Source organism: Roseburia sp. AF15-21 (assembly GCF_003479505.1).
GTDB classification, from domain to species: Bacteria; Bacillota; Clostridia; order Lachnospirales; family Lachnospiraceae; genus Roseburia_C; species Roseburia_C amylophila.
This window is the reverse complement of record NZ_QUHG01000007.1, coordinates 63,611-76,957: the sequence shown is the minus strand read 5'-3', so window position 1 is coordinate 76,957 and position 13,347 is coordinate 63,611. Positions and strand designations below refer to the sequence as shown.

Sequence of the window (13,347 nt, the reverse complement as noted above, 5' to 3'; positions counted from 1 at the left end):
ATACTTGATTTATTTAAATTCTGCAATGGTAACACCGGCATCTCCCTCACCAAATTCTCCTAAGTGGAAGGACTTGATATAAGACTGTCGTTTCAAATGACTCTGTACGGCACTGCGCAGGGCACCGGTTCCTTTTCCGTGTACGATGCGCACGGAAGGAAGATGTGCAAGATAAGCATCATCCAAGTATTTATCCAAAAGAGCAATAGCTTCATCCACTGTTTTTCCAATCAGATTGATTTCTGTGGAAACAGAAGCGGATTTACTCATCTTAAGCTTTCCGGCACCGGTCTTGGCATATTTCTTGCTGCCCGGAGCAGCATCTTCAATTAGTACTAAATCCTTGATGTTTACCTGGGAGCGGAGAATTCCCATCTGCACAAAGAGGTCACCCTTTGCATTCGGCAGGGAGTGTACCGTTCCGGTTAAATTCATACTTAATACTTTTACGCTGTCACCGATACGAAGCTTCTTTGGAACCTTTGGATTGTAGATGGCAGTATCTTTTTCCTTTGAGCTCTTTTTCTCATTGGCAGCCATTTTCTCCCGGATATTGGTACGCTGTTTTTCCATTTCCTGAATGGAAGGTCTGGTAGTGCCATATTTATTGAAATTACGGATTGCCTCATCGGCAGTATCTTTGGCTTCCTGCAGAATCTGGTTTGCTTCTTCTTTTGCTTTACGAAGAATGGCATCCCGGCTTTCATCTAATTTTTCCTGCTTGTTCTTTAACTGCTGTTTTAATGCAGCAATTTCTGATTTGTAACGGTTGATTTCGGCCTGTTCTTTCTCTATGGTGATGCGGCTTGCTTCCAGGTCAGAAAGTAAATCTTCAAAATTCTGTTCATTACTGCTGATACGGGTTCTGGCATCCTCAATTAAAGTATCGGAAAGACCGAGTTTTTTGGAAATTGCAAAGGCATTACTTTTTCCCGGAATACCGATGAGAAGACGGTAAGTCGGACTTAAGGTCTCTACATCAAATTCGCAGCAGGCATTTTCAATTCCACTGGTAGTTAAGGCATAAATCTTAATCTCACTGTAGTGGGTGGTCGCCATGGTACGGATGCCTCGACTGTGAAAATAAGATAAGATAGAAACCGCCAGGGCAGCGCCCTCCGTAGGGTCAGTTCCGGCACATAACTCATCAAAGAGAACCAGGGAATGTTCATTGGCTTCTTTTAAAATGTGGATAATGTTGGTCATATGGGAAGAAAATGTGCTTAAGTTCTGCTCAATGCTCTGTTCATCTCCAATATCTGCAAAAATATCGTCAAAAACAGCAAGCTCACTACGGTCTCCGGAAGGAATCGGAAGTCCCGCCTGTCCCATCAGAGTGAGAAGTCCCACAGTTTTTAAGGAAACGGTTTTACCACCGGTATTCGGTCCGGTAATGACAAGCTGGTCAAAATCGCTGCCTAAGGAAATGTCGATAGGAACTACTTTTTTTGCGTCCAGCAGAGGGTGTCTGCCCTTTAAAATACGAATTTTCCGTTCCGTATTAAAATGCGGTGTAATTCCATTGTATTCCAAGGCATAAGCGGCTTTTGCAAATATAAAATCAAGCTCTGTTAAAATCTGATAATCGGTTTCAATGGCAGGAATATATTCCCCTGCTTTTGCCGATAAAGTGGCAAGAATAACGGCAATTTCGTCCTGCTCTTTGATGGATAATTCTTTTAATTCGTTGTTCAGATTTACCACAGCCATTGGCTCAATGAAAAGAGTAGAACCGCTGGAGGACTGGTCATGCACCATACCGGTAATCTGGGATTTGGCTTCGGCTTTTACCGGAAGGCAGTAGCGGCCGTTACGCATGGTAATGACAAAATCCTGCAGGCAGTTTCTGACATTCTGGTTATTTAACATCTGGTTTAACTGCGCATGGATGCGGTCGCCGGTTGAGCGGATAGAACGGCGGATGGATTTTAAATTACTGCTGGCATCATCACTGATTTCATCCACAGAAATGATGCAGCGGCGGATCTCATCACAAAGAGGACTAAGAGGTTCTAAACCATCAAAAAGTTCGCTCAGGGAATCAGACGGAATATCTTCCTGTTCCTTTCTGCCATAGGCTTTGACCCGGCGGGCAGTCTCTAATAATTTACAGAAGCCGAGAAGCTCTTCGATATTCATGGTTCCGCCGATTTCCACACGCCGGATGGCGGAAGAAAGCGGTTTGATACCGGAGCAGTCAAGCCGTCCCTTTTTCAGGCTGCGGTTCATGGCATCCTTAGTCTGCTGCTGTGCATTGGTAATCTCTGAGAGGCTGGTGGAAGGAAGCAGGGAAAGACAGCGTTCCTTGGTATCCGCACCGAAAGCATACTCCGCGAGCCGTTCTACAATTTTATTATATTCTAATGTTCTTAAAACCTTTTGATTCATAAATATTCTCCGTAAAATGTACTAAAAATCACTGCTTCTATTATACCCCAAACCGATTGTGGTGAAAAGGGCGGTTGAAAATAAGTTTCCTGATAAATGGCAGGATAAATATTTTGATTCCACGATTTTATAATAACTCGGACAGTGCCTTTGCCAGTGCTTCACAGGCTTCTGGAATTTCTGATTCTTCCAGTGAACTAAAGCCCAATAGAAAGATATCTTCGGAAGCCGTTCCAGTATGGAAGTACTGTTGAACACCATAAATGGAAATGGACTTTTCACGCAGGGCGTCGATTAGCTTTTGCTGGTTGGTGCAGTTGCGGATCCGGACAATAATGTGGGAACCGGCAGGCGTATCTACTACATCCATATAGGAAGAAAGAAATGTATGTATGGATTTCAGCAGAAGATTATATTTATGTTCATTTATCTTAACCAGCTTCCGCAGGTGACGCTCAAAGTCACCAGATGCAATAAAATTAGATAAGGCAATCTGGTTAAAGGAAGGAAGTGCCGCATTAAAATAGCGGTACATCTGCTCATACTTATCCAAAAGAGAATATGGGAGAACAAAAAATGCCGTCCGCATGGATGGAGTCAGTATCTTGGCGAAAGTGTTAAAATAAATGACATGGTCATAGTGGTCAAGAGACTGCAGGGATGGAATCGGTCTGGTCTGATGCGGGAATTCACTGTCGTAGTCATTTTCTATGATGTAGGCATCGTTTCTGATTGCCCACTCCAAAAGCCGCAGCCGGTTGCTGACCGGAATGGTGCGGCCGGTAGGAAACTGATGGGATGGCATAACATAAAGGAGGTTACAGCAGGAATCAAAAAGCTTGTCAATATCAATGCCATTTTCAACAACTGGAATCGGAAAAAGTTCATATCCGTTCTGGAGAAAAATATTCCGGATACCATTGTGAGATGGCTCTTCATAGGCAATCCGGTGCTTCTCTGCCGGGAGCAGCCGGCTGATGATTTCAATGCCGTACTGGGTGCCGGGCACAAGGATTACTTGTTCCGGGTCGCAGTGAACGCCACGGTTCCGGTTCAGATAATGACAGATATTGGAACGGAGTTCATAGTTTCCTTTATTGGATTCGTATTGGATTTTCTTCTGATTCTCTTCCTGAAGTAAAGCATTGTTTACGTACTGCCGCCATAGCTTCCACGGAAAAAGATGGGAATATACGACATCATGTTTAAAATCATAACGGACAGGAGTTGCTCTTGGTGCAGGATTTTGTCCGGAAATAGAAGAAGTTATCTTTTTGGAAACCGGAGGAACAGAAAGGGTATCCAAGAAAGTATTGGAGATATCCTCTACATAATAACCGGAGCCTGGAACAGAGCGGACATAACCCTCTGCCGTTAATTGCAGATAAGCTTTGGATACTGTGTTCAGGCTGATATTAAGCTTTTCAGAAAGCGTCCGGATTGGCGGAAGGGCAGAGTTCTTTGGCAGGGAGCCATTAGTGATTTCTTCAATGATGGAAGTATATAACTGCTGATAGAGCGGAGCCGAATCCGCCTTGTTGACATAAATCATAAAATCCTCTCCTTTGCATCAGGTGATACAGTTAATTTATTATATAGTCGCATAAAATCCTTTTCAATAGAAAATACAAAATTGTAACCATGAAAAAAGTAAAAATTGTCACTTTTCGAATAACAAAATTAGTGATATGCTCAGGACAACAAAAAAATAAAGAGAACAAATCAACGACGGAGTTGACCAGGGAAACCTGTGTCAACTCTATTTTTCGTTTTAAGCGAGTAGCGAGAAAAAATCTGGGAGAAAGGAGTGATTCCAATGGCTGAAAGCAGAAAACGTCAGACATCAGTATTTATATTATTAATATTAGCCGCAGGAACCGTTTATAAAGTTCCATATCTGAAGTCTGTTTTCTATGACCAGCTGGTAGCAAGCCTTGATATTACCAATACACAGCTTGGAATTCTTTCTTCCTTCTATGCAGGCGTAAAGATGTTAATTTATATTCCGTGCGGAATCATAGCAGACCGGCTGGATACCAAGAAATGCCTTGTCTTTTCCTTATTGGGAGAGGGAATTTTGACCGGTGTCTATGCACTGCTTCCTTCCTTTGGAATCCTGGAACTGATACAGGCACTGTTAGCACTGGTAAATGTATTTTTCTGGACCTCATTTATTAAGAGTATCCGAATCCTGGGTAAAAATATGGCACAGGGTAAAATCTTCGGATTAAGTGAAGGCTTTCGCGGAATTACCGGTTCCATAGCAACATTCATTGCATTAAAATGCGTGTCCATGATGGCAGAGACCGCACACTCTATCAGAGGAGCACTGCTTTTCTATGGAGCGTTGTATCTGGTGACAGGAATTCTCATTTTGTTTCTATATCCAGATGATATGGAAGAAGATGCAGACCATCATCAGACCTGGGCAGATTATGTAGCAGTCTTTAAGAAACCGGCAATCTGGATGGTATCACTTTTGATATTTACCACATACAGCATGCAGGTAGCTTTTGAATATACCACAACTTATATGACACAGGTACTGGGAATCGCCGCAGTTACCGTTGGAACCATAGCAACCATCCGGGATAATATCTGTGGAGTAATCGGAGCACCGTTAGCAGGCGCTTATGCAGACCGGGTGAAATCTTCCACAAAAGTGATTTCCTGGTTAATCGTAGTAGAAATTGTTTTATCCATTGTACTTTTCTTAAGTCCTGAGACACCAAAGATTGCATATGCTGCAATGGGATTTGTACTGGTGTTCAGCGTGGTACTCCATGGAGTCCGCGGAGTATATTATTCAACAATGTCAGAAACCGGAATACCGGTTTCCATGACAGCAACTGCAACGGCAGTAGTGGCAGTGCTTGGTTATACACCGGATATGTTTATGTCACTCTGGTGCGGACATATTTTAGATGCTTACGGCTATGAAGCAGGATTCAAAAAAATATTTGCAATTATAGTTATTTTTGGAATCATTGCATGGGGCATCAGTCTTGTGATGCGCAGTTATCAGAAACGGCTTTTAGCAAAGCAGAAATAAAATAGCTTTTACGAGATTTCCTGCTTCCCGGGATTTGCAGGAGTCTCTGTAAATAGAAATAAAAAGTAAAGGAGATTTTCTTATGAGTGATGCAAAATCAAATAAGATGACAAAGTGGATTGGTTTTATTATCCTGACACTTGCAGCAGGTTTAATTTACCGTGTCCCATATTTAAAAACAGTATTTTATGACAACATGGTATCTGACTTCGGACTTACAAATACACAGATTGGTTTATTGATGACGGTGTATTCTTTGACAAAAACAATTCTTTATATTCCGGGTGGTATTCTGGCAGATAAATTTGACAACCGGAAAATGTTACTTGGTTCCACCGGCTTGCTGGCAATTTTAACATTCTGGTATGCAACTTCACCGGGGTTTGCCGTATTGAGAGTAATTTATTTCTTCCTGGCAATTTCTAACGTATTATTCTGGGTATCTTTTGTAAAGGCGGTCCGTTTGTTTGGCTCAGAGGATGAACAGGGTTCCGTATTTGGTTACAGCGAAGGAATCCGTGCAGTAGCAGGCTTAATTATTAACTTTGCGGCACTTGGTATTTTAGGAATATACATTTCTTCCACCTGCCCGTTACGCTATGTCTTAATCTTCTATGGCATCGTATATGTAATTATGGGAGTATTCATGTTTTTCCTGCTTCCACATGATGATAAGAAAGAAAATGTTGCAACTTCCTTTAAGGATTACATCAATGTATTGAAAGTACCAAGCGTATGGCTGGTAGCAATCCTGGTATTATGTGCATACAGCGTACAGGTTGCAGCAGAATATACCACAACATATCTTACAACCATATTTGGCATGAGTGCAGTAGTAGCCGGAATCGTAGCAACCATTCGTTCTTATGGCATTGGAATCTTTTCCGCACCAATCATTGGAAAGATTTCTGATAAGGTAGGTTCTTATACCAAAACATTAATTGGTTTATTTGTGATTGAAATTATCTTTGGTATTGCATTAATCGCAATTCCTGGAAAACCGAACTTCTTAATCCTTGCAATCGTTGTAGTGTTGGCTTTGGCAACTGTTTACTATGCAGTTCGTGGTGTTTATTATGCAACCATGGGTGAAGCTGGCGTTCCGGTAGCAATGACAGGAACTGCAACCGGTATTATTTCCGTTATCGGATATCTGCCGGATTCTTATGAAAATACAATTTTAGGTAACTTCTTAGACAAATATGCAGCAGGCGGTTTCAACTATGTATTCGGGACCATCGTAATATTTGCATTACTTGGAATCGGCGTATGCTTCATCATCCGCTTCGTTGGAAAAAGAAATAAAGCTCAGACTGAGAAATAGAGGAAATTGATATGAAAATAGCAATTACCTGCCACTATGCATCGCTTCCGGATGATCATCCTACCTGGAAGCGGGCAATAGAAGCAGCAGAAGTAGTATTAAGTGAAAAAGTAAATTTAAGCAAAGAAGAACTTTTAGATTTTGTTTCCGATGCAGATGCATTGATTTCAGGAACAGATTTCATCAAAGAAGATGTGATTGCAGAACTTCCGGACTGCTTAAAGGTAATATCAAGACCGGCGGTAGGCTATGACAGAGTAGATATTAAGGCTGCCAGAGCCCGTGGCATTGATGTATGCAATGCACCGGGAACTAACAGCAACGCAGTAGCAGAATTGGCAATGGGGTTAATGTTGTGCTGCGCAAGGTCACTTCCGTATCATTTTGCCAATACAAAGCAGAAATTATGGAAGAATGACAGAAATGGAATGGAGCTTACCGGAAAGACATTGGGAATCTTAGGATTAGGTGCAATCGGAAAAGAACTGGCAAAGAAAGCTGCCGCATTTGGCATGAAAGTATTAGGCTATAGCCGCCATATAGATGAAGCATTCTGCAAAGAATATGGAATCATACCTGCTGACCGGGAGACGATTTTGCAGGAAAGTGATGTTATTTCCCTGCATATGCCACAGACTCCGCTGACGAAAGAAAGTATCAATAAAGAAGCATTTGTACAGATGAAAAAAGGAGTCATTTTAATTAACACATCACGAGGTTATCTTGTAAACCGTGCAGATTTAGTGGATGCCATAAAGGCAGGAATTGTTGCATCCTATGGAACAGATGTCATGCAGGAGGAACCGCCGGAGACAGATGACCCGCTGTTTTCGCTGGATGAAGTTGTGATAACACCGCATATGGGTGCATCCACAGAGGAAGCACACATTAAAATGATGGATGTGGCAATGACGAATGCACTGGATATTCTGGAAGGAAAGGCTTGTAAGAACATTGTAAATTAAGGGAGGAAGAGAAACATGGAACAGACATTAAGAGATGGTCTGAATGACCAGATTTTATCAATAGAGGTATCACTGATTCGAAAATTTGATGAGCAGACCAGTGATGTACCGGATATTTTGAAATTAACATTAGGAGAGCCGGATTTTAATACACCGGAACATATCAAACAGGCAGCAATTAAGGGCATAGAAGAAAACTTTACCCATTATACCGCAAATGCCGGAATGCCGGATTTGCTAAAAGGTGTTGCCGCATTTATGAAGACAAAATATCATTTAAATTATGACCCTGCCGGTGAAATCTTAACAACGGTCGGAGCAGAGGAAGGTGTAGCAGCATCTATTTTAACTGCACTGAATCCGGGGGACAAAGTAATTGTGCCATCCCCGATTTATACCGCCTATGTTCCACTGATTCGTCTGGCGCGGGCAGTACCGATTACAGTAGATACCAGTGACACCGGAATGGTGCTGACACCGGAACGGTTAGAAAAAGCCATCGAAGAAAATGGTGGCGATATCAAGGCAATTGTATTAAATTATCCGAGTAATCCTACCGGAGTTACTTATTTAAAGGAAGAGCTGGCAGCATTGGCTGAAGTCATCAAAAAGCATCATATACTGGCTATCTGTGATGAGATTTACAGCGAATTAACCTATGGCGATGAACCGCACCATTCTATGGCAGAATTTGCCAAGGAGAATACCATTGTAATCAATGGATTGTCCAAGTCCCATGCCATGACCGGATGGCGTGTCGGATTTATCTTAGCAAGTGCCGATATTATCAAAGAAATCCGCAAGACGCATATGTATCTGGTATCCAGCACCAGCTCCATTTCCCAGAAAGCAGCATTAGAGGCTGTAACAGCGGGTATAGATGATGCACTGGGAATGAGAAAAGAATATCAGAAACGGAGAGATTTCCTATATGAAAAATTAAGCGCATTGGGATTTGAAATTGCAAGACCAAACGGAGCTTTTTATATCTTTGCAAAGATTCCGGCAGGACAGATTCAGGATAGTATGCAGTTCTGCGTGGACCTGGCAAAAAAAGCACATCTTTCCGTGATACCGGGCATTGCCTTTGGCAAAGAGGGCGAGGGCTATATCCGTATCAGTTATGCGGCAGCCATGGAAAAATTAGAGGAAGCCATGCGCCGGATGGAAAGCTATATTCTTGGAAAATAATCTTTTATATAGAAAACATATTTATATCATTACTCTTAAAAGAGGGCAGGTACTGATTGTATCTGCTCTCTTTTTTAAAAAATGTTGCAACATAGGCAGATAGAAAGTATAATTAAAATTGGTTGTATTTACAGTAGAAAAGAGGATTCCCTATGTCAGAAAATGAAAAAGAGGAATTTGCATTTATCAAAGAGAAAATCAAGAACAAGCCGTTAAATAAGAGACGTATTATTTTAAAAACGGCATTTACGGTTGTGCTTGCGGTTGTCTTTGGACTTGTATCCTGTTTTGTATTTACATGGATGCGCCCGGTGATGGAAGAGTGGCTGAATAAGCCGGAGGATACCAGGGTGAGCATCCCGAAAGATGAAGAGGTACAGCCGGATACGGAAGAAGAGACAAATTCCACGGAGACAGGTGTAGACGAGCCGGATGTAGAAGAAGGCTTAAAAGAGCTTACACCGGAGGAATATCAGAAATTACAGAGTAAGCTTTATGCGATTGGAAGCGAAGCAAATAAGTCCATTGTTACGGTGACAGGTGTGACCAGTGATGTGGACTGGTTTAACACGCCTTATGAGAGACAGGGACAGGCAAGTGGGGTCATTATTGCGGATACCGGTCAGGAGCTTCTGATTATGACAGAGCGCAAGGTCATAAGCGGAGCAAAATCCATTCATGTGACCTTCCTTGATAACAGCACCGTAGAAGCGGAGCTTAAAAACTATGACGGAAATACCGGAATTGCGATTTTAAATGTAAAACGTTCCGACATCGAAGAAAGCACTCTGGGCAGAATTAAAGTGGCAGTACTTGGAAATTCACTTCAGACCACACAGGGCAGCGTTGTGCTGGCACTGGGCAGTCCGCTGGGAACGAATTTCTCCATATTGACAGGAAATATTACATCGACTTCTAACAGCATTTCCACCTTTGATGCAAACTACAATGTACTGACAACAGATATTGTGGGCAGTAGTCAGGGAAGTGGTGTACTGGTCAATCTCTCTGGTGAAGTGGTTGGAATTGTTATGCAGGATTACAGTAGCGGCGATGAGAATACGCTGACCGCAATTTCCGTTTCCCAGTTGAAAGACATTATCGAGAAGCTTTCCAATGGACAGGATATTCCGTATCTTGGACTGAAACTGACTTCTGTAACATCTGACATTGAAAAGGAATATGACATACCAAAGGGCGTATATATTAAATCAGTGGGAATTGATTCCCCGGCGATGGCGGCAGGCTTGCAAAGCGGTGATGTCATCGTAAAGATTGCCGGAGAAAATGTAGAGACAGCGCAGGCATATAAGAATGTGTTATCCGGGCAGACTCCGGGAGATGTTGTAAAGATTACCATAAAACGCCAGGGGGCAGCAGGCTATGTAGAAATCGAATGTTCTGCAACCGTTGGTGTACTAAAATAGAAAGAGGAAAATTATGCATTATATTGAAACATTACGCGAAGGCGAAAGAGTAAATGAAATCTATCTTTGTAAAAATAAGCAGTCAGCGCTGACGAAGGCAGGTAAGCCTTATGAAGCATTGATTTTACAGGATAAAACAGGCACACTGGATGCAAAAATCTGGGAGCCGGGCTCTGTGGGAATTGATGATTTTGACCGCTTTGATTACATCAATGTAGTGGGAGATATCACAAGTTTTCAGGGTGCATTACAGTTAAATGTAAAGAGGGTCCGGAAAGCAGCCGAGGGAGAGTATGAACCAAAGGAATATCTTCCGGTCAGTGAATATAATGTAGATGAAATGTATGAGCAGTTACTTGGATATATTAAGCAGATGGAAAATCCATATCTTAAGAAACTGGCAGGCAGTTTCTTTATCGAGGATGCAGATTTTGCAAAACGTTTTAAATTCCATTCTGCAGCAAAAAGCGTACATCACGGTTTTGTGGGCGGACTTTTAGAGCATACTTTAAGCGTAACGAAGCTTTCTGCTTATTTTGCTGACAACTATAAGATTCTCAATAAAGATTTACTGGTTTGTGCCGCCATGTTTCACGATATCGGAAAGTTAGAAGAGCTTTCTACTTTCCCGGAAAATGATTACACCGATGAGGGACAGCTTTTAGGACATATCATGATTGGAGCCATGGAAATTGCAGAGCGTATCAAGACCATCGATGGTTTCCCGGTGAAACTGGCACATGAGATGGAACACTGTATTCTGGCACATCATGGAGAGTTAGAGTATGGTTCTCCAAAGAAGCCGGCATTACCGGAAGCTGTAGCATTAAGCTATGCAGATAATATTGATGCAAAGATGGAGACCATGCGTGAGCTTTTGGCAAACGTACCGGAAGGAGATACTCAGTGGCAGGGATTCAACCGTCTGTTTGAATCGAACATCCGCAGATCGAGTATATAAGAAATATGAAAAAAGATGACATTGTTACACTGACCATTGACGATATCGGAACTAACGGCGAAGGTATCGGAAGAACGGAAGGCATCACACTTTTTATCAAGGATGCTCTGCCGGGAGACATGGTTCGTGCCAAAATCATGAAGATGAAAAAAACTTATGGCTATGCCCGCCTGATGGAAATTCTTAAGGAATCCACCATGCGGACAACCCCGCCATGCCCGGAGCATAAGCGGTGTGGTGGCTGCCAGATCCAGGCACTTTCTTATGGGAGCCAGCTTAAGTTTAAGGAAAATAAAGTACGCAACAACTTAAAACATATCGGCGGATTTGAAAATCCAAAGGTCTTACCAACACTTGGCATGCAGGAGCCTTACCGCTACCGGAACAAAGCACAGTTTCCGGTGGGTTATGATAAAGAAGGCAACCTGGTGGCAGGCTTTTTTGCGTCTAGAACCCACAACATTATTCCGGTGCAGGACTGCCTTTTGGGAAAAGAAGGCAACGGAAGAATCCTGTCCCTTATTTTAGACACCATGAAAGCCTATGGTGTTAGTGCCTATGATGAGAAAACCGGAAAAGGCTGCGTCCGCCACATCTTAATCCGTTACGGCGAGAAAACCGGAGAGTGGATGGTCTGCTTTGTCATCAACGGAAAGAAGCTGCCGCATGCAGAAAGTTTTATTGAAGTATTAAAAGATTTGCCGGGAATGACAAGTATTACTGTAAATATCAATGAATCCCGGGGCAACGTGATTTTAGGAGAAGAAACTTATACCCTCTATGGAAAGGGTTACATTACAGATTATATCGGAACGATTTCTTTTCAGATTTCTCCGCAGTCTTTCTATCAGGTAAATCCGGCGCAGACAGAGGTGCTTTATAACAAAGCTTTGGAATATGCCAATCTCACCGGCGAAGAGACGGTCTGGGATTTATATTGCGGTATCGGAACCATTTCTTTATTTCTGGCACAGAAAGCGAAGAAGGTTTACGGTGTGGAAATTGTACCGCAGGCAATCGCAGATGCCAAAGAGAATGCCCTTCGAAATCACATTTCCAATGCAGAATTTTTCGTTGGGAAAGCAGAGGAAGTCTATCCGGCATACTGTGCCGCCCATGGCGAAGAAGCCCGTGCAGAAGTTATCGTAGTGGACCCGCCACGCAAAGGCTGCGAGGAATCGCTCCTTGCCATGATGTGTGAGATGGAACCACAGCGTATCGTCTATGTAAGCTGTGATTCCGCAACCCTGGCCCGGGATTTGAAATATCTTTGCAGCCATGGATATGACCTTGTGGAGGTGCAGCCGGTAGACCAGTTCGGCCATACGGTGCATATAGAGACAATAGTGGCACTACATCGGACAGATTTGTAAGAATCCTTGATTTGCACGAAAGAAATTTCTGATGGAGTAAACGTTTCTGTGGTATTGGACTGCGGCTTCGGAAACATATCAAAGGAAAAGTGATTTTTTTATCATTCAACAGAATAAAAGAAACGTGAAAGACCGTTTATTTTCAAGAAAAATTGAAAGTGAGTGGTCTTTTTTATACATCTAAAACGGATTTTTATTAAGACGTTTTGAAGGGATGATTCGATGTGTCGAAAAAGAAACAATGGAATGGGTTTGCTTATATTCGAGATTAATAAAAAATATTCAATAATAAAAAAATGATGAGGTATGGTTTTTGTGAGTGCTTGAGAAACTCAAATACTGAACATTGAAAATATCAACCTTTTGGTTTATAATATGTCTAACATTACTAGGTTCTCAGAGTATAAGTTTCAATAGATAAGGTGGAATTAATGAGCACATCAAATTTAATTAAAAACTTATGTAAAGAAAAAGGCATTAGTGTTGCAGAATTGGCTCGTAGAATTGGTCAGACACCGCAGAACTTCAACAAAAAATTAAAGCGAGAAACTGTGAGTACAGAAGAACTTATGGAAATAGCTGAAGTACTGGGAGTTGTATTTGAGCAGTCTTATATTCTTGAAAACGGAGAAAAACTAACTATTACAAGTGAGTCCTAATAAATGG

General features: G+C 42.0%; 10 protein-coding genes. 8 read left to right on the top strand and 2 right to left on the bottom strand.

The window, feature by feature from the left end:
* Nucleotides 1-9 precede the first annotated feature (9 nt).
* A complete protein-coding gene (locus tag DWW33_RS10765) occupies nt 10-2,388 on the bottom strand; it encodes an endonuclease MutS2 (RefSeq protein ID WP_118639495.1) in 2,379 nt (792 codons plus the stop codon).
* Nucleotides 2,389-2,515: 127 nt separating this feature from the next.
* Nucleotides 2,516-3,940, bottom strand: coding sequence for a MocR-like pyridoxine biosynthesis transcription factor PdxR (gene pdxR / locus DWW33_RS10760; RefSeq protein WP_118639494.1), 1,425 nt, complete (start codon nt 3,938-3,940; stop codon nt 2,516-2,518).
* A 264-nt stretch (nt 3,941-4,204) separates the two neighbouring features.
* Here pdxR and DWW33_RS10755 point away from each other — a divergent pair, with 264 nt between their 5' ends.
* From DWW33_RS10755 to DWW33_RS10720, 8 genes are all read left to right on the top strand, one after another.
* A complete protein-coding gene (locus DWW33_RS10755) occupies nt 4,205-5,440 on the top strand; it encodes an MFS transporter (protein WP_117841527.1) in 1,236 nt (411 codons plus the stop codon).
* Nucleotides 5,441-5,522: 82 nt separating this feature from the next.
* The gene (locus tag DWW33_RS10750; RefSeq protein ID WP_118639493.1) at nt 5,523-6,764 is read left to right on the top strand and encodes an MFS transporter; all 1,242 of its coding nucleotides are present in this window, start codon (nt 5,523-5,525) and stop codon (nt 6,762-6,764) included.
* Between the two features lie 11 nt (nt 6,765-6,775).
* Nucleotides 6,776-7,729 (top strand): phosphoglycerate dehydrogenase, encoded by a 954-nt coding sequence (locus DWW33_RS10745; RefSeq protein WP_118639492.1) that lies wholly within the window; start codon nt 6,776-6,778, stop codon nt 7,727-7,729.
* Between the two features lie 15 nt (nt 7,730-7,744).
* A complete protein-coding gene (locus tag DWW33_RS10740) occupies nt 7,745-8,920 on the top strand; it encodes a pyridoxal phosphate-dependent aminotransferase (RefSeq protein WP_118639491.1) in 1,176 nt (391 codons plus the stop codon).
* A 152-nt stretch (nt 8,921-9,072) separates the two neighbouring features.
* Entirely contained in the window at nt 9,073-10,347 is a 1,275-nt protein-coding gene (locus DWW33_RS10735; RefSeq protein WP_117841531.1) for a S1C family serine protease, read from the top strand.
* A gap of 13 nt (nt 10,348-10,360) precedes the next feature.
* Nucleotides 10,361-11,308 carry a 3'-5' exoribonuclease YhaM family protein gene (locus tag DWW33_RS10730; RefSeq protein ID WP_117841532.1) on the top strand — a complete coding sequence of 316 codons (948 nt, stop codon included), beginning with the start codon at nt 10,361-10,363 and terminating at the stop codon, nt 11,306-11,308.
* A gap of 5 nt (nt 11,309-11,313) precedes the next feature.
* The gene (gene rlmD / locus DWW33_RS10725; RefSeq protein WP_118639490.1) at nt 11,314-12,681 is read left to right on the top strand and encodes a 23S rRNA (uracil(1939)-C(5))-methyltransferase RlmD; all 1,368 of its coding nucleotides are present in this window, start codon (nt 11,314-11,316) and stop codon (nt 12,679-12,681) included.
* Between the two features lie 431 nt (nt 12,682-13,112).
* Nucleotides 13,113-13,340, top strand: coding sequence for a helix-turn-helix domain-containing protein (locus DWW33_RS10720; protein WP_118639489.1), 228 nt, complete (start codon nt 13,113-13,115; stop codon nt 13,338-13,340).
* Nucleotides 13,341-13,347: the final 7 nt, after the last annotated feature.